Annotated in this window: 16 protein-coding genes; 11 read left to right on the top strand and 5 right to left on the bottom strand. The window is 46.3% G+C overall.

Features of this window, described 5'->3' with window-relative positions:
* Positions 1-211: 211 nt before the first annotated feature.
* A complete protein-coding gene (gene dusB, locus QUB44_RS07435) occupies positions 212-1222 on the bottom strand; it encodes a tRNA dihydrouridine synthase DusB (RefSeq protein WP_333364975.1) in 1011 nt (336 codons plus the stop codon).
* A 463-nt stretch (positions 1223-1685) separates the two neighbouring features.
* Here dusB and QUB44_RS07430 point away from each other — a divergent pair, with 463 nt between their 5' ends.
* The 3 genes from QUB44_RS07430 (at position 1686) to QUB44_RS07420 (ending at position 5525) form a co-directional block, all read left to right on the top strand.
* Positions 1686-3278 carry a glucose-6-phosphate isomerase gene (locus QUB44_RS07430; protein WP_333364974.1) on the top strand — a complete coding sequence of 531 codons (1593 nt, stop codon included), beginning with the start codon at positions 1686-1688 and terminating at the stop codon, positions 3276-3278.
* 72 nt (positions 3279-3350) lie between these two features.
* Positions 3351-4061, top strand: coding sequence for a response regulator transcription factor (locus QUB44_RS07425; protein WP_333364973.1), 711 nt, complete (start codon positions 3351-3353; stop codon positions 4059-4061).
* A gap of 63 nt (positions 4062-4124) precedes the next feature.
* Entirely contained in the window at positions 4125-5525 is a 1401-nt protein-coding gene (locus QUB44_RS07420) for a hypothetical protein (protein ID WP_333364972.1), read from the top strand.
* 1 nt (position 5526) lies between these two features.
* Here the strand turns inward: QUB44_RS07420 and QUB44_RS07415 are convergent, their stop codons facing one another.
* The 4 genes from QUB44_RS07415 to murC form a co-directional block, all read right to left on the bottom strand.
* Entirely contained in the window at positions 5527-6027 is a 501-nt protein-coding gene (locus tag QUB44_RS07415; RefSeq protein WP_333364971.1) for a low molecular weight protein-tyrosine-phosphatase, read from the bottom strand.
* 217 nt (positions 6028-6244) lie between these two features.
* Positions 6245-6595, bottom strand: coding sequence for a YbaB/EbfC family nucleoid-associated protein (locus QUB44_RS07410; protein ID WP_006634273.1), 351 nt, complete (start codon positions 6593-6595; stop codon positions 6245-6247).
* 62 nt (positions 6596-6657) lie between these two features.
* Positions 6658-7614, bottom strand: coding sequence for a UDP-N-acetylmuramate dehydrogenase (murB, locus tag QUB44_RS07405; protein ID WP_333364970.1), 957 nt, complete (start codon positions 7612-7614; stop codon positions 6658-6660).
* Positions 7615-7764: 150 nt separating this feature from the next.
* Positions 7765-9321, bottom strand: a complete 1557-nt coding sequence (murC, locus tag QUB44_RS07400; RefSeq protein WP_333364969.1) for a UDP-N-acetylmuramate--L-alanine ligase — start codon at positions 9319-9321, stop codon at positions 7765-7767.
* Positions 9322-10283: 962 nt separating this feature from the next.
* On the opposite strand from murC, the gene nadD reads away from it, so the two are divergent.
* The 8 genes from nadD to QUB44_RS07360 all read left to right on the top strand — a co-directional run bounded on the left by nadD (position 10284) and on the right by QUB44_RS07360 (position 18535).
* Positions 10284-11000 (top strand): nicotinate (nicotinamide) nucleotide adenylyltransferase, encoded by a 717-nt coding sequence (gene nadD / locus QUB44_RS07395; protein WP_333364968.1) that lies wholly within the window; start codon positions 10284-10286, stop codon positions 10998-11000.
* A gap of 561 nt (positions 11001-11561) precedes the next feature.
* Positions 11562-12581 carry a type I glyceraldehyde-3-phosphate dehydrogenase gene (locus QUB44_RS07390; RefSeq protein WP_333364966.1) on the top strand — a complete coding sequence of 340 codons (1020 nt, stop codon included), beginning with the start codon at positions 11562-11564 and terminating at the stop codon, positions 12579-12581.
* 417 nt (positions 12582-12998) lie between these two features.
* Positions 12999-13958, top strand: coding sequence for a GDP-mannose 4,6-dehydratase (locus tag QUB44_RS07385; protein WP_333364964.1), 960 nt, complete (start codon positions 12999-13001; stop codon positions 13956-13958).
* A gap of 90 nt (positions 13959-14048) precedes the next feature.
* Positions 14049-14825 (top strand): glucose-1-phosphate cytidylyltransferase, encoded by a 777-nt coding sequence (gene rfbF, locus QUB44_RS07380; protein ID WP_333364963.1) that lies wholly within the window; start codon positions 14049-14051, stop codon positions 14823-14825.
* A complete protein-coding gene (locus QUB44_RS07375) occupies positions 14822-15820 on the top strand; it encodes a GDP-mannose 4,6-dehydratase (protein WP_333364962.1) in 999 nt (332 codons plus the stop codon). Before rfbF ends, QUB44_RS07375 begins: the two co-directional genes overlap by 4 nt.
* The gene (locus tag QUB44_RS07370; RefSeq protein ID WP_333364960.1) at positions 15817-17097 is read left to right on the top strand and encodes a class I SAM-dependent methyltransferase; all 1281 of its coding nucleotides are present in this window, start codon (positions 15817-15819) and stop codon (positions 17095-17097) included. The genes QUB44_RS07375 and QUB44_RS07370 overlap by 4 nt, the downstream gene beginning before the upstream one ends.
* A complete protein-coding gene (rfbC, locus tag QUB44_RS07365) occupies positions 17094-17627 on the top strand; it encodes a dTDP-4-dehydrorhamnose 3,5-epimerase (RefSeq protein WP_333364959.1) in 534 nt (177 codons plus the stop codon). Before QUB44_RS07370 ends, rfbC begins: the two co-directional genes overlap by 4 nt.
* On the top strand, positions 17624-18535 hold the full coding sequence (locus tag QUB44_RS07360; RefSeq protein ID WP_333364957.1) for an NAD(P)-dependent oxidoreductase: 912 nt from the start codon (positions 17624-17626) through the stop codon (positions 18533-18535). Before rfbC ends, QUB44_RS07360 begins: the two co-directional genes overlap by 4 nt.
* The last annotated feature ends 50 nt before the right edge of the window (positions 18536-18585 follow it).

The following is an 18585-nucleotide window of genomic DNA, read 5'->3' as shown; positions in this document are numbered from 1 at the left end:
AACTTTGTCTTAAATCTTAGCCCGCAGAGGCGGGTTTTGTTTCTCTAAGCCCTAGTTGACTCCGCCCAAAAACGGATACCGTGCCACGTACACTCCTGAGGGTCGATATTAAAATTTTAGACTAAAGTTCAAGCTCCCACATTCAATGCTGCAAGTAAATCTAAAATCTCAAATCTAAAATCTAAAATCGACTGACCTCTGCGGGTAAGGTTTATGCGGGCAATTGATCGATCGCGCGATCGATCGAATCGCAACCTTGTTCAACCGTTTCTACCACAGCCAACACGCCCCGCAATTCCCCAGCGCCGGGGAAACCCTTAGCATACCAGGTTAAGTGCTTGCGCGCTTGGCAGACACCGCTTTCACCTTTATATTCCCACAAAGCCCGCAAATGTTCCTTAGCACATTCGAGACGTTCAATTGGTGTCGGAGCTATCTTTTCTACACCAGTTTTCAAGAAATAATCAACTTCTCCCACCAAAAAAGGATAGCCCAAAGTTCCCCGCGAACACATCACTCCATCGGCGCCGGTTTCTTCCAGACATCGCATCGCTGCTTCGACAGAAAAAATATCCCCGTTAGCAATAACTGGAATCGATAAAACTTCTTTCACGCGGCGAATCCACTCCCATTTTGCCGGGCCGGTGTAACCTTGCGATCGAGTGCGGCCGTGCACGGTAATCATTTTTGCTCCCGCATCTTCCATCCGCTTCGCAAATTCCAAAATATTAATTTCTTTATCAGTCCAACCGATCCTAGTTTTAACGGTGACAGGAACATCTACTGCTTCCACAACAGCCCGCACAATTGCCTCGGCCGTTTCCGGGTCTCGCAGCAGAGAAGAACCGCCGCCGTTTTTAGTAATTTTGTTAACCGGACAGCCCATATTAATATCAACAGTATCCGCTCCTTCTGCCACTGCTTTCTGCGCCGCTTCTGCCAAGAAATCCGGCCGGCAGTCAAACAATTGAATGCTAATCGGACGCTCGTTTGGGTCAACTTCCATAATTCTCGGCAGTTGCTTCACGTAGTGCAAACCCGTAGCGTTCACCATTTCCGTGTACATCATCGAATCCGGCGCGTAGCGGCGCACCAGGCGGCGAAATACCAAATCGGTAACGCCGGATAAGGGTGATTGCAGGACGCGGCTTTTAACTTCAAAATCCCCGATTTTGAGGGGAGTTGCTAACCGTTCTTTTAATTCGGAAGATAGAGTAAGCATAGTCGATCGCACTTTTATTCTAATATCTGTATATTATACTACACTTCAGATAGTTGACCGTTGTTAACTATCTTTTTAGCCGATTATTGAGTGACCGCTAAAAGTATATTTAACCTGACCGCAATGCTTATTTTACACATCCCGATCGCCCGAATTTGAATATTGTTAAACCAGGGCCCAAACGCCAACGCCGACCACAGTTAAATCTCTGTGCCACTTCGATCTATCTATGGGGTGTGGCCATTAATGGGGGATCTACCTACTAAGAGTGTTGCCCAAGTCATATTTTTCTAGTTTAATTGTGCCGAATGGTTTGGCTGCCTTCGGCTCCGGCTGCCTTCAGACGACTAATGCTTAAATTTATTGGGATTCTGCAAAAGCCGTACATCAGATCGTTTTAAACTACAATTGGTGGATTCCTGACGACGCCGATCGAACATTAAAAAAATTGTAGAGAATTCCTATGGACGCCGCAGCACTCTGGCAACGCTATCAAGACTGGCTTTACTATCACGAGGGATTGGGACTTTACCTCGATATCAGCCGCATGGGATTCGACGACGCTTTCGCAGCAGCACTGAAGCCCAAATTTGACAAAGCTTTCAAAGACATGGCAGCTTTGGAAGCAGGTGCGATCGCCAATCCCGACGAAAACCGCATGGTGGGCCACTACTGGCTGCGAAACCCCGATTTAGCTCCCACTCCAGAATTAAAACAAGAAATAGTCGAAGGTATATCACAAGTCGAAGCATTTGTCAAGAAAATTCAAAACCGCGATATTAAACCGCCCTTTGCTCCGCAATTTACCGACATAATTTCGATCGGCATCGGCGGTTCCGCCCTCGGCCCCCAATTTGTCGCCGAAGCTTTATCCCCAGACATTCCGCCCCTAGCAATACATTTTATCGACAACACAGATCCGGCGGGGATCGATCGCATCCTTAACAAAATCAAAGACAAACTCGCCAGCACCCTAGTAATTACTATCTCCAAATCCGGGGGTACCCCCGAACCCCGCAACGGCATGATCGAAGTTCAAAAAGCCTTCGGCGCCGAAAAACTCGACTTCGCCAAACAGGCAGTTGCCATCACTGGAACAGACAGCAAACTAGACAAATTAGCCAAATCCGAAGGCTGGATTGCCAGCTTCCCGATGGCCGACTGGGTGGGAGGACGCACTTCGGAACTCTCAGCAGTAGGACTTTTGCCAGCAGCTTTGCAAGGCATCGACATTCAGGCGATGCTCGACGGCGCTAAAGTCATGGACGAAGCTACCAGAATTCCCGAGATTAAAAATAATCCCGCCGCCCTTTTAGCCATGAGTTGGTATTTTGCTTGCAACGGACGTGGCGAAAAAGATATGGTAGTTTTGCCGTATAAAGATTCACTGCTATTGTTCAGCCGCTACTTGCAGCAATTAGTCATGGAATCGATCGGCAAACAGGAAGATTTAGACGGCAACACAGTTCATCAAGGAATCGCAGTTTACGGCAACAAAGGCAGCACCGACCAACACGCTTACGTCCAGCAACTGCGAGACGGCGTGCCGAATTTCTTCCTAACATTTATCGAAGTTTTGGAAGACAGGCAAGGCATTTCTCCCGAAGTAGAAACCGCCGTCACTTCGGGAGATTATTTGTCTGGTTTGTTGCAGGGAACTCGACAAGCTTTGTACGAAAATCACCGAGATTCAATTACTGTCACAATTCCCCAAGTCAACCCTCGGACAGTAGGAGCATTAATCGCCCTCTACGAAAGAGCCGTAGGTTTTTACGGTTCCTTGGTGAATGTCAATGCCTATCACCAACCGGGCGTCGAAGCAGGCAAAAAAGCAGCCGCTGCTGTATTGGACTTGCAGCAACGGGTACTGCAAGTGCTCAAAGACGCCCAAAAACCTCTGTCTGTCGCAGAAATAGCCAAAAAAGCAGGAAAGCCAGAGCAAATCGAGACAATTTACAAAACTCTGCGGCATTTGGCAGCAAACGGGCGCGGCGTAGCTTTGGAGGGAACATTAGGGCAGCCTGCTACTTTAACAGCAAGTTATAAACAGAATTAAACAGTAGAATTAAAAATTAAAAGTGACTAATTTCACTTTTAATTTTTAAGGTTTAATTTTTAAATTCCCCTCATGCCCTTGACGATTCTGGTTGCTGACGACGATTTCGCGACTCGCTTGTCGATTACCGATTATCTAGAAATTACCGGATACTCTGTAATCCCTGCTGAGAATGGCAAAGAAGCTTTAGGTTTGGTAGAGAAATTTCAGCCCCACTTGATTGTTACCGACATTACAATGCCGGAGATGGATGGCTACGAATTCGTGCGGCGAGTTCGGACTCGTCCCGCTTTCCGCTTGCTGCCGGTGATTTTTTTGACGGAACGCACGAGCACGCAAGAACGGATTCGCGGCTATCAGATGGGGTGCGACAATTATCTGGCTAAACCTTTTGAACTCCAGGAATTGGGGGCGGTTATTCGCTCTTTGCTCGATCGCTACGCTTTAATCGCTCAGGCCCCCTCTCGTTCCCCTGAACCTGAACCGATGCCAACAGAGGGACCCAGCAGAGTCAAGGGCAATAGTGAATTGGATTTTTTAACTCACAACTCAGAAATGCGCGATCGCGCGTCTATGGGCCCAAGTTCTCCGATGTTGACCCAGCGAGAGCGAGAAGTGCTGAATTTACTCACAGAAGGTCTTTCTAATATTCTAATAGGCGATCGGCTCCACCTCAGCCCTCGAACTATCGAAAAGCACGTCAGCAGCTTGTTCAGAAAAACTGACAGCAACAACCGAGCAGAACTCGTTCGCTTTGCGATGGAACACCATTTAGTCAGATAACCGCCAACGCGATCGGGCAAGAAAATCACCTGCACTTACTTACCACACTGAATAAATAGCATCATGGTCAACAATTACTTAAAAAATCAGAAAATTCTATATGCTGCAGCATTAGCAGCTTCCATAATTTTCTGTATTGCGATGACCTCAATGGGAATCACCAAGTATTACAGCGTTTTACAGGGTGGAGAAAACTATAACGATTTCCCTTCCAGCGGTTTCAGCCTCATCCGACTTATAATTAACGGTTCCTACTTGATAGCAACAGTTACATATATTATCTGGTTAATTCAAAAAAAGCAGACAAATTCCAGCTTTCTAGACATTTGCAAGTATGCAATACCCTTTCTGGGACTTGCGCTCATAGCTTATCCTCACAGCAGTGACATTTATATGTACTTGCATTACGGAGCAATGAGCTTGCAAAAAATTAATCCTTATCTCAATAATGCCGATACCTTAATTTCTAATGTATCTCCCTTCCTCCACTGGGACCAGACTTCTACCTATGGCCCCGTTTCTTTATTTTTTTTTACCCTATCAGCACTTGGTGGATCAATTAGCCCTTTACTAGCCGTTTATATTTTTAAAATAATCTGCGTGTTGGTACACACGCTCAATGGCTACTTAATTTGGCGGTTGCTAACAAATTCTGAAAACCGTAACCTCATAACACTGGCCTATTTAGTCAATCCCATGCTATTGAACGAGCAAATAGCTAATGCTCACCTTGACGTTCTTCTGGCTAATACATTGATAGTTTTAATAGGATGTATTTATTGCCAACGTTATGTTTTTGCAATTTTGGCAATTTGGGTAGGTTTTTTAATAAAAACCTTACCTATAATTTGGCTACCCTTAGTTTTTGTTTTCCTCTGCAAGCAGCGTCGGTGGAGAGATTTAGCAGCATCAGTCTTGCTTTCTTTATTAATTATCGCGGTGATAACTTATACATTTCTGCCAACAGTTTCAGCTTGGAGAAGTCTTTTAAATCCAGGAACCGCCGGGGCGACAGCTCGATCTTTTCACCATGCGATTAATTTATTTCTGATTTTTTTGCCAAATGTAAGTGTTGAAACTAGGGAAAGTATTCTATCATTCCTAAAATATTTTGCTTATTTAAGCTGGATTGTGTACTATGCAGGGACGTTAATTAAAACATTCTTCCGCAAAAAAGATTTGGAAATTAATTTGGTATCAGATATTGGATGGACAACTCTGACTTTGTTTTTGTTTGCTACACCTTGGCTAATGCCTTGGTATCCATCTATTTTGTTGCCAATTGCTGCTTTGAGTATCAATTCTCCCCATTTTGTATTGACAAGTTTAACTTTTTCTTTGTCACCCAGTCTCATTTTGGGAGGGGGAGCGGGAACAACTGTGATCTCCCTAGTTACGAGTTTTGTTAGCGTTGTCCCCCCTACAGCATTGCTAATATTCGGGCGGAAAAAGGCACTTTTTTAATTTAAATTGATTGCTGACCGCCAACTGTTAATTTTTTCAGACTGACAACGTACTCTAACAAACCCTCGGAAGCGTCCAGCAGCAAATCAATTACTCGATTAAATCCCTCCGGGCCGCCGTAGTAAGGATCTGGCACTTCTTTAAGGTCGTATTTCTGGCAAAAATCGCACATCAACCGCACTTTATCTTTATACTTTCCAGCCGCATCTAGGGCAAGAATATTGCGATAATTGTCCCGATCCATCGCCAGAATCAAATCAAAATTTTCAAAATCTTTCCTGGTAAATTGGCGGGCTTCGCCTAACAATTCAATGTCTCGCTTCCGCGCCGCTAATGCCATCCGCCTGTCAGGGGGGCTGCCAATGTGATAGCTAGCAGTTCCGGCCGAATCGCAGGTGATACGATCGCTCAAACCAGCTTGTTCAATTAAGTGATTCATAATATTTTCTGCTGAGGGCGATCGGCAGATATTTCCGAGGCAGACAAACAATAATTTAGTCATTAGTTAGTAGTTAGTAGTTATTAGTTATTAGTTATTAGTTATTAGTTATTAGTCAGTCAACAGTCAACTGTGCTAATTTGTAGGTGCGTCGCTTTCAGAGTCAATCTGCAAGTTCCATCGAACATGGAGCAGCGACGCACCTTACTAGAGCGGTTTTCCAGAAAGTTTAATCAATCAGTCAACAGTCAACAATTGACTAATGACTGATGACTAATGACTAACCGAAACCGGGGAGATTTAGTCCACCGGTGAGTTCTTCCATTTTCTCCCGCATCGTCATCGTAGACTTAGCGTAAGCATCCTGCATCGCCACCGTGACGAGTTCAGAAACCACATCAGCACCTTCACCGAGGGCATCCGGTGAGATTTCCACGCGGCGGGGTTCTTGGTTGCCGCTGAGAAAAACCTTGACCAAGCCGCCGCCGGCAGTTCCCTCAATTTCCATTACATCCAACTCTTCTTGGAGCTTTTTAGCTCCTTCTTGAACCTGCTGAGCTTTTTTGAAAGCTTCAGTCAGTTCTTTCATTTTTCCCAGGCCGAAGCCAAATCCTTGTCCTGATTTTGTCATAACTACTTTGTGATGGTGTGTGGGCTGGCAGTCTGCCGTTTCCGTATTACTTCAATGATGCCTTAGAAGGGAAACTCTCCCAGTATTCTAACTTCTGGCTCCAACAACAGCGACCACCGCTGCTCGACTTGCTGTTGAACGTGGCGGATCACTTGAAAAATATCATTGGCCGTTGCCGACCCGCAGTTAAGAATAAAATTAGCATGGCGCTGAGCTACTTGTGCGCCACCGATCTGATATCCCTTCAGTCCCGCTTGTTCGATGAACCAACCTGCCGTCTTGGGGCCGGGGTTGCGGAAGACTGAGCCACAGCTCGGTAAGTGGTAAGGTTGAGTTGTCCGCCGCTGGCTGAAATGGTCATTAGTTTCTGCCATTACTTGCGATCGGTCGAATCCCGGCTGTAACTGGAAAGTCGCTTCTGTTACTAGCCGATCGCCCCCTTGCAGCACCGAAGTCCGGTAGCGGTACTCCAACTCTTGGGGACTCAGAATTTCCACCTTGCCACCAGGGGATAGGACGCGAGCGTTCACCAGAATATCAGCAGTACAGCCTCTGTGAGCGCCTGCATTCATCACCACAGCCCCTCCCACGGTACCCGGTATGCCTACTGCCCATTCTAGACCTTTCCAGCCCCGTTTAGCCGCCAACCAAGCGAGGCGGGGAATTGACTCCCCCGCCCCCGCTGTAACTTGACCTGTTTCTGGATTAAAATTCACCTGTTTGAGGTAGCGAGTGCCGACGACCAAACCGGACAAACCCCGATCGCTCACCAACAAATTAGAACCGGCACCCAGCAGAGTCACCGGCACCCCTTCATCGTGTGCCCAGGCAAAACTCGCTTGCAAAGCCTCCATACTGCGGGGAGCCACGTACCACTCGGCGGGGCCGCCGACTCGGAACGAAGTCAGGCCCGCCAGCGAAACTTGGGAGTTAATCTTGCAATCAGTTCCCCGCAAAGAAATAGGAGAATACACTCGCCGATTGTCCTTAACAGAGGAGTCATTCGAGATAGTCACCATCTTGAAAATCCTTAAAAATACCTTCGCTCGAAGACGTGGTTGAAAATTCGTTTAGCTAACTTATGTCGCCCCTTTGAGCGAGCCGTCCGACAGAAGTTTGGGCACAACGTGCAACGCCATAATGTCGATCGACTCTACTCTGTTCGCGAGCTAATCGGGGCGATCGGCTTGTTGATAAAAAGCCATAACCTCTGGAATAATCTGATTCAGATTACCAGCGCCCAAAAACAGAGCCAAATCCCCCGGTTGCAGATTTTTGGTTAAAAACTTAGTGACTGACTCCAGGGAAGGCGCAAACTCAACCTTTCGGCCTTCTTTAGCAATCAAATCAGCAACCTGCTGCCCACTAATCTCTCCTAAATTTGGTTCCCCAGCACTATAAATATCGCAAGCCACAACCAAATCAGCATCCCCAAAAGATTGAGCAAATTCTGGCAAAAATGTCAGAGTCCGGCTGTAACGGTGGGGTTGAAAAATTGCAACCACTCTTCGGGATTTGGGATTTTTTTCGCTACCTTCGATACGCAAGCGAGCCGCCGCCAAGGTAACGCGAATTTCGCTAGGATGGTGAGCGTAGTCGTCCACAAACAGGATGTCATTGTGAAAACCCCGCACCTCAAAACGCCGACGAGCTCCTTCAAAGCCAGCAATCGCTTTGGCAATCGCCGAAAACTCTAACCCCAACAATCGGCCCACTGCTACCGCAGCTAGTGCATTGCTGAGATTGTGTGTGCCTAGCAACTTCAACTCCATTTCTCCCAGGAAAGCTCCTCGCTCCCAAATCCGAGCCTTGGTGCTTTGTGCCCCGTACTCCACGCCCGAAGCTGTGTAGTCAGCACCGCTGTCCGGCTGCAAGCTATAACTGACATGAGGCTGAAGGCAGTCTTTGACTATTTGGTCGTCAATGCAGCCCACCAAAGTTTGACAGTTTTGGGCAAACACCTTAAATGTTTCTATTACCTGGTCTAGCGTATCGTAATGGTCTGGATGATCCAGTTCGACATTCGTCACTATGCCAATTTTGGCTACCAGCTTAACGAGAGAACCGTCGGATTCATCAGCCTCGGCCACTAAGTAGGGGCCTTCTCCCAAACGGGCATTGCCTTCCCAAGCATTTACCTCGCCTCCTACTACGATCGTCGGGTCTAGACCCGCAGCCATCAGCATGAAGCCGATTAAGCTGCTAGTAGTAGTTTTGCCGTGAGTCCCGGCTACGGCTATGCTTTGATAATCTTGAATTAACGCTGCCAACACATCCGATCGATGAAAAATCGGACAGCCCAAATCTAAAGCAGCTCGATATTCGGCATTGGCTGGGTGAATAGCCGTCGAACATACTACTTGAGGCAATCCCGGAATTGCTTGGGCGCTTGAACCGTTGCCATTCAATTGGACAGCTTTGGCTGTCGCGACAGAAGTCCCTACCGTACCCGCGACTATCGAGGATACTGCCCTTTCCTGTTGCCCGCAGTCGGGACTGCTACCGTTAAGGGCCGTTTGAAATAGTTCAAAATTGCTGGCGTCTTGACTCCAAAAAATATGAGCTCCCATTCCTTGCAAGCGCTCGGTTATGTGACTCGATTTAATGTCGGAGCCGTACACAGGCAACTTGCGTTTAGCTAGAATGTAGGCAAGGGCTGACATCCCAATCCCACCAATGCCGATGAAATGAAATGGTCTACCGCTAAAATCAACAGAACTCGGCATCTTTGCTCCTCACACACCACACCACGCCAATAACACGCGATATCATATCAAGAATTGTTTTTTCAGGATACAGTTCGCTAGAGATTTTGTACAAACTTCTCTGCGCGTCCCTAGATTTGAGGGACTTGTAGAGATGTTTGTCTTGTATCCTATATGACTTAGTACCGAGTAGTTTTCCGGAACAGTCACAGCTCGAAAATTGCAGGTAACAGAAAACGGGGTTTGGGGTCGGGGCCAATAGACTAATTTTGGGTGGTTGCATACTCCTGCATTCTTTCTATTTCTATCCGCCTGCTGTGCTGGGATACGGCAGCAAAAGCCCCACAACCTTTCTACCAAGATTGAGGGTAAAACCCATAAGGATTTACAAACACTACCACGAACAACAAAATTTCGCTCCTTTTATAGTCATTTATCTACTCGTACGCTCATTTTTTCTTGAAAGTCAGAGATTGACACGATCGCAGCTATAGTATATATTCTTATTTTATTGTATATATACAAGGTATGCAGTTAGTCGAAATAGTCGCAAAGCCATAGATCAAAGCAAATCATTGGTTTGATAGAGAAGCCGATCTACGCTCTTGGCAGTCCTTAAAATTTTTACCACTGCGCTAAGTATATCTACCCTCAAAACTTTTTCGGTCGCCCACAAACGAATGCTCAGGCGGTCGATCGCGCACTCAAAACAAGTTGGGATTAATATTGGCAAGGTTAATCATCCAGTCCCGCACCGAATCCAACGCTCAGAACGGGGTTTTTTAAGTATTATTGAAGGTTTGAACGAATTAAGGGGGTTGAAAAAACCAGTTTCAGCGTCCAGGACGATCGTCGAAACTAGGGTCGTCTTGGGGTTTGTCCCCGATGTAAAGCGAGGGTTTTCTAATAAACGAGCTTATGGTTAAAAGCGTATAAACATAAAATTGGCGCGATGTCTGTATTAATCCTGATTTTGGGGAAATATGGGGAAAATAGCGATTTTTGGGGGGACTTTTGACCCGGTTCACTGGGGTCATGTGTTGGTAGCCGAGACGGCTGCAAGTCAATTTGCTCTCGATCAAGTCATTTGGGTACCGGATCGCTCTCCTCCTCACAAAGAGCGCCCGGATTTGGCAAGCTTTGAGCAGCGGCGGGAAATGCTTGCTTTGGCGATCGCCGATCGCCCAGACTTCGTAATTTCGCCACGGTCGGTCAATCCCAGAGGCAGTTGTTTTGCGATCGACACCTTGCTGTATTTGCAAAAATTGTATCCCGGCGATCATCGCTGGTACTGGATTATTGGCAGTGACGCACTCCTTACTCTTCCCAAATGGCACCGGTGCGGCGAAATTGCCGGATTGTTCGACTGGTTGGTGGCCCCACGTCCGAGTCAGGGAGATCGAGAGACAGCAGAAAGCGGGGAGATTGGGGGACTGTCCGAGTGGGGATATTGTCCGGGTGGAAAACCCCTCGATTGCGGGGGGGACAGGATGCAGGTTCAGACAAATGCTGTTGGCCGGCGAGTTGCCGAACAAATGGCTCTTCTGGATGTGGAAATTCGCTGGGAGGTGCTTTCGATGGCGGCGATCGAGATTTCGTCGAGCCACATCCGCCGCTGCTGCGCCGAAAGGATCGACCTCCGCTACTTAGTCCCGGAAGTTGTCGGGACTTATATTGCAGCCCATCAGCTTTACCAGTAACCAGCGGCAGAAAGCCTAATGCCTTCTGCCTTGCAATTTCAGCCTTCTAGAAAAGTTCAAGCTTTTTTGATCGACACAAAAAGTTATAAAGGATCAACCTTTGCGATATGATCTGGTGTCATCAGAAAGGTGGGTGGAAACCCCGTCGTTTTAGGACGGCTTTATATTAAACTATAGTTTGGTCAATGACCCACCCGCGACGATGGATTCAGACAGCCTAACGAGCGAAGTCCAGTACAACTGGCGGCGCAGACAAATCGGTAGACCGGGAAAAGAGGATAGGGCAATGGTAAACATCCCTGGAATCAAAACAACAGATAAGAATTCCTTTTAGGTATTCGACGCATAAAAACCGCTGGGCTAGCGGGGTTAGTCTGTGGAGCGAACATAAGACCAGAAAACTCCTTGTGGGTGGAGGCAGTTGCGATGAAGCAGAAACTCAAATCGTGAGGTTTGGGAATCACCGTGGCTTTAGCCCGGTGAGAATGTCAAAAGTCAATTCTTAAATTTTTCCAAAATTTAAGCCTGAGCTAGGGGCTGCCATCGTTAGGAGGTACTAAAGTGATTCGAGTCGCGATCAATGGTTTTGGACGTATCGGGCGCAGTTTTGCGCGCTGCTGGCTGGGCAGAGAAAACAGCCAGCTAGAGTTGGTAGCTATTAATGACACTTCCGATCCCAGAAGTAATGCTCACTTGCTCAGATACGATTCCATGATGGGAACGTTGAAGAATGTGGACATCAGTGCGGATGAAAATTCCATTACCCTAAATGGGAAGACAGTTAAATGCGTGAGCGATCGCAACCCGCTAAACTTGCCTTGGAAAGATTGGGGTATTGATCTGATTATTGAATCGACCGGTGTCTTCGTTGACCAAGCTGGTGCATCGAAGCATATCACTGCCGGCGCTAAAAAAGTGCTAATTACCGCTCCCGGCAAGGGTTCTGAAGTTGGCACTTATGTGATGGGAGTCAACCATCACAACTACAAGCACAGTGACTACACAGTCATCAGCAATGCTAGCTGTACTACCAACTGTCTGGCTCCTGTACTGAAAGTGCTGCACGAAAATTTTGGCATCGTCAAAGGCATGATGACCACTACCCACAGCTATACTGGCGACCAGCGCTTGCTGGATGCCAGCCACCGCGACTTGCGGCGGGCCCGGGCGGCAGCAATGAATATTGTGCCGACTTCTACCGGAGCAGCCCAAGCTGTGGCTTTGGTGATTCCAGAATTGAAGGGCAAGTTAAATGGTATTGCCATGCGCGTGCCGACTCCCAATGTGTCCGTAGTTGATTTTGTGGCTCAGGTAGAGAAAAAGACTTTTACCGAGCAGGTAAATCAAGTGTTCCAAGAAGCTGCCTCTGGCTCCATGAAAGGGATTTTGGAGTACAACGATTTGCCTTTAGTTTCATCCGACTATCGCGGAAGTGATGCTTCTTCGATTCTGGATTCCAGCTTGACGCTGGTGATGGATGGCGACATGGTGAAGGTTTTGGCTTGGTACGACAATGAGTGGGGCTACAGTCAGCGGGTGGTTGACTTGGCTGAATTGGTCGCCGAACGTTGGGAAGCCTAGTACCCGAAGGCAGAAGGTATTAGTCATTCGGCAGAAGGTAAAAAATGCTGATATTTTTTACTTTTGAGTCGATTTCTAGCTGACTGGTTATTTCTGTTTTCGAGCGCTAGAGACTTTTGGCAGTCGATAGTTGGCGAGTAGAAGATGAAATATCGTAGGGACACGGGACTGCCCTGTCCCTACGATATTGGTAAGCTGCTACTCCCAGCTATCGAACTTTTTGCAATAATACTGCGATCAGGCTTTCGAGTCTGCTTGATGATAAATTTGTTGTTTGTTTGTAGTAACCGCTTAAACTTGCTGTGGTAAGTTTTCGGAAAATCCCAAAGATTAAAAAAATAAAAATTCCCACTATAAAAGTTAAACAACTGGAAAAATAGCAACAGCTACGGTGTAGTTTTGCCAACAAAATCTGATATGAAAAAAGCGTTAATTAGCGGTATATCAGGTCAGGATGGAGCTTATTTAGCTAAACTGTTGCTCGATCGAGGTTATGAAGTTTGCGGCACCTCCAGGGACGCCCAAATGTCTAGTTTCGGAAACTTGGCCCGTTTGGGCATCCGAGACAGAGTAAAACTAGAATCCATGTCTCTAAACGATTTTCGCAGTGTTTTGCAAGTGCTTGCTAAAATAGAGCCAGATGAGGTGTACAATCTAGCAGGTCAAAGTTCCGTCGGTCTGTCTTTTGAACAGCCGGTAGAAACCCTCGAAAGCATTGCCACAGGCACATTGAATCTGTTAGAAGCAATTCGGTTTACAGGCGGAAAAATCAAACTTTACAATGCCAGTTCCAGCGAATGTTTTGGGGATACCGGAGGCAGTCCAGCCGATGAAAATACGCCTTTTCGCCCCAGAAGTCCTTACGCGGTAGCGAAAGCAACGGCATTTTGGGAAGTAGCGAATTATCGGGAAGCGTACAATTTGTTTGCGTGTTCTGGTATTCTGTTCAATCACGAGTCGCCGCTGCGACCGGAGAGGTTCGTCACCCAAAAAATTGTATCTGTTGTGTGCCGAATTGCTGCGGGCAGTTCCGAAAAACTGCATTTGGGAAATATTTCAGTGCAGCGGGACTGGGGTTGGGCGCCGGAATATGTGGAGGCGATGTATTTAATGTTGCAGCAGGAAGAACCGGACGATTATGTAATTGCAACGGGTGTAAGCTATCCTTTGGAGGAGTTTGTGCAGACAGCTTTTGTTTCTGCGGGTTTGGATTGGCGGGAACATTTAGTAACCGATGCGAGTCTCTACAGACCGACGGAGATTGCTGTTGGGAATGGAAATCCGGGTAAAGCAAAAGAAAAATTGGGCTGGGAGGCAAAATATAAAATGCCCGATGTGGTGCGGATGATGGTAGAGGCGAGGATGGGTAAGGTTTGAGAATTTTTTCAGAAAAGATAGCTCTTTGTCTGGAATAAATACCTGTTGTGAATTATCAGCGGTTGTGTACCCTTTTCAAGATGTGAAACAATGCAAGTAGTTATATTAGCCGGCGGTTTGGGGACACGTCTCCGAGAAGAAACAGAATTTCGTCCCAAGCCCCTAGTTGATGTGGGCGGGCGTCCGATTCTCTGGCACATTATGAAGACCTATGCTCACTACGGCTTCCTGGACTTTATTGTGTGTTTGGGCTATCGCGGCAACATGATTAAGGAGTATTTTCTCAATTATGAAGCTATGAATAATGATTTTACTATTTGCCTGGGCCGCCAAAATCAGATTACCTATCACGAGGAACACCGCGAGCAAGATTTTAAGGTGACACTGGCGGAAACAGGGCCAGACACCATGACTGGGGGGCGGGTGAAACGTGTGGAGAAATACATTACTGATGATACCTTTATGGTGACATACGGTGATGGAGTTGCGGATATCGATATTGGGGCGCTGTTGGATTTTCACAAGGCTCATGGTAAGCTGGCAACTGTTAGTACAGTGCGTCCGATATCTCGATATGGTATTTTAGATGTGGACAACCAAGGCAAAGTTCTCCAATTCACCGAAAAGCCTCAAATAGATGGCTGGGCTAGTGCGGGATTTTTGGTACTTCACCGCAGCATATTTGAGGCTTTGAGCGGGGATGATTGTTTTTTTGAGCAAGAGCCACTAGAGCAGTTAGCGGCCGAGGGACAATTGATGGCTTACCGCCACGAAGGTTTCTTTTTTGCGATGGATACTTACCGCGAGTATAAATATTTGAACGAACTTTGGGATAATGGAGAGGCTCCTTGGAGGGTGTGGGAATGAGTGAATTTTGGCGCGATCGATCAGTATTGGTGACAGGTTGCACAGGCCTTTTGGGTAACTGGTTAGTCGCTGAGTTGCTGGAAAGAGGAGCCTTGGTAACGGGATTAGTCCGTGATTTGGTGCCCCAATCCCGACTGTATGCTGGAGAGTGGTATCGGCAAATTAATATCGTTCGCGGTTGTGTCGAAGATTTGCCAACGGTAGAACGAGCGATTAATGAGTATGAAGTAGATACGGTGTTTCATTTAGCAGCTCAGACAATTGTGGGAGTTGCAAATAGAGAGCCGGTCGCAACTTTTGAAACGAACATTAAAGGTACTTGGAATATTCTAGAAGCTTGTCGCCGCGTCGGTGGTGTGAGTCGAATTGTGATAGCCTCCAGCGATAAAGCCTATGGAGACCAGTTAGTGCTGCCTTACAGCGAAACAACTTCGCTGCAAGGAGAACACCCTTACGATGTGTCTAAAAGCTGTGCTGATTTAATCAGTCGCGCTTATTACGTCAGTTATGGTTTGCCTGTTTGCATTACTCGCTGCGGCAATTTTTACGGGGGCGGAGACTTGAATTTTAATCGGATTGTTCCGTCTACAATTCGATCGGCATTACGAGACAAGCCGGTAGTCATCCGCAGTGATGGCACTTTTATCCGGGACTATTTTTATGCGAAGGATGGGGTTTTAGCTTATCTGCATTTGGCTGAGCAAATGGACAGGAAAGAAGTTTTGGGAGAGGCGTTTAATTTCAGCAACGAGCTGCAAATTTCTGTGCGGGGAATGGTAGATCATGTTTTGAGATTGATGGGTAAGAGTCATTTAGAACCTGTCGTATTGAATAGAGCCAAAAATGAAATCAAACATCAGTATCTCTCTGCAGATAAGGCGCGAAAAATGCTCGGTTGGGAATCTAAGTATCCTCTAGAAGAAGGGTTGAAAGAAACAATTGAGTGGTATGAGCAATTTTTGATGGATGAAAATCCCTGTGTCATCAGCGTGTGATTGACCGTACTCAAAACTCAAAACTTTTAAAGGGGGCTAATTCTGTGCCATCTAAATGTCGTTTTTGCAGTCACCCATTGGAGCATACTTTTGTAAATCTGGGGATGTCGCCGCTCGCGAATGCTTTTCTCTCTCAAGAGCATCTCAATTGTGCAGAGAAATTCTATCCGCTTCATACTTATGTTTGTGCTAATTGTTTTTTAGTGCAGTTAGAAGAGTTTGAATCCCCGGATAGCATCTTCAGCGATTATGCTTATTTTTCTTCCTATTCAGAATCTTGGCTGCGTCATGCTAAGAAATACACAGAGTTGATGGTGCAGAGGTTTGGATTTGACGAAACCAGTCAGGTAATTGAACTCGCTAGCAATGATGGCTACTTACTCCAGTATTTTCAGCAGGAAGGAATTCCCGTATTGGGGATTGAACCGGCTGCAAATGTAGCCAAAGTAGCTGAGGAAAAAGGCATTCCCACTTTAGTTAAGTTTTTTGGCGTGGAAACGGCTAAAGAGTTGGTTTCACAAGGCAAACAGGCAGATTTGTTGCTGGGAAATAATGTGTTGGCTCATGTGCCTGACTTGAATGATTTTGTGGCGGGGATGAAAATTCTCGTGAAACCCAATGGCATATTGACAATGGAGTTTCCTCATGTATTGCAACTAATACAACACAATCTGTTTGACACGATTTACCACGAGCATTTCTCTTATTTTTCGCTGTTGACGGTTGAGAAAGTTTTTGCAAGTCACGGTTTAACTGTGTTTGATGTGGAGGAATTACCGACCCACGGCGGTTCTCTGCGGATTTACGGGAGGCATGAGGATTTTGATAGTATAGCAGTTGGCGATCGCATTTCCCAACTCAAAGCTAAGGAAGTGCAAGCAGGGCTAAATCAGATTGAAATTTATGTAGGATTTGGGGAACAGGTTAAGTCTACGAAGCGCCAAATGCTCAGTTTCCTAATTGATGCCAAAAACCAGGGCAAATCAATTGCGGGCTACGGTGCGCCCGCGAAGGCTAATACGCTGCTGAACTATTGCGGTATCCGCACGGATTTGATTGATTATACGGTGGATTTAAGCCCGCACAAGCAGGGTTTGTTTTTGCCGGGAACTCAGATTCCGATATATCATCCAGATAAAATTCGGGAGACTAAACCGGATTATTTGGCTATCTTGCCTTGGAACATTAAAGATGAGATAGTAAGTCAGATGGATTATATCCGCGAGTGGGGAGGTAAGTTTGTGGTGCTGGTTCCTCAAGTGGAGGTAATAGGGTGAAGTTTACTGAAACAAAGCTTAAGGGAGCTTATGTTATTGAGGTAGAACCCATAGCAGATGAGAGGGGATTTTTTGCCCGCAGTTGGTGTCAAAAGGAGTTTGCAGAACATGGTTTGAATGCTAATCTAGTGCAGTGCAATATTTCTTTTAACCTGAAGAAAGGTACTTTGCGGGGGATGCACTATCAGGCAAAACCGCGCGAAGAAGCAAAGTTAGTTAGATGTGTAAAAGGCGGAATTTATGATGTAATCATAGATTTGCGTCCAAATTCGCCTACTTTTAAGGAGTGGTTTGCGAGAGAGCTAAACTCCGAAAATCGCAAGATGATATATATTCCTGAAGGTATGGCTCATGGCTGTCAAACTTTGGCAGATAATACTGAGGTTTTTTACCAGATGTCGGAATTTTATTATTCTGAATTAGCAAGGGGAGTGCGGTGGGATGATCCAACTTTTAGTATTGATTGGCCGGAGATATCTCAGCGCGTAATTTCGGAAAAAGATCGCAATTTCCCCGATTTTGTGCTATGAAAAAAGTCCTGGTTACGGGGGCAGGGGGTTTTGTTGGCAGACACTCGATCAAGACGCTGGTGGAACGCGGGTTCGAGGTTCATGCTGTCGCTTCTAAGACTTTGCCGACTTTAAGTTCTGACTGTACGTGGCATCTGGCAAATTTGTTAGATCATACATCCATTAAAGAGCTAGTTTGTCAAGTAAAGCCAACACATTTGTTGCACTTTGCCTGGTGTTATACTGTACCCGGTCAATATTGGAAATCTGAAGATAACTTTTTGTGGGTGCAGGCAAGTTTGGAATTATTGAGGCAATTTCGAGAGCAAGGTGGCGATCGAGTAGTGGTGGGCGGAACCTGCGCCGAGTATGATTGGAAGTATGGTTATTGCTCAGAATTTATAACGCCCAGAAATCCAGATACTCCCTACGGTATTTGTAAAAAAGCTTTGCAGGAGATAGTGAACTCCTATTCCGAGACGACAAGTCTCAGCAGTGCTTGGGGACGTATTTTCTTTCCCTACGGTGCTTACGAGTACCCAAATCGGCTGGTTTCTTCAGTGATTCTTTCTCTCTTAAACGGAGAGCCTGCTCGCTGCTCTCACGGTAATCAAATCCGGGATTTTCTGTATGTACAGGATGTGGCTGATGCTTTTGTGGCTCTTTTGGAGAGTGAGGTGACAGGAGCTGTTAATATTGGATCGGGACAGCCGATCGCGATTAAAGATGTTGTTTATAAAATAGCTGATATAATCGGGCGCTCGGATTTAGTGCAGTTAGGTGCTATTCCGTCTGCTGCGAAAGAAGCGCCTTTGTTAGTGGCTGATGTGACTCGTTTATCTAATGAGGTAGGTTGGCTGACCAAATCAAACTTAGAAAGCGGATTAAGGCAAGCTATAATCTGGTGGAAAAATCAGCTTTTGTCCTAAAAATTGCTGTCTAAGATTCGTTACCTAAATCCAATTATAACTAGGAAAAA

The sequence above is a fragment of the Microcoleus sp. AT3-D2 genome, from assembly GCF_036705715.1.
Lineage (GTDB): Bacteria > Cyanobacteriota > Cyanobacteriia > Cyanobacteriales > Microcoleaceae > Microcoleus.
This window is presented reverse-complemented; position numbering and strand designations above follow the sequence as displayed.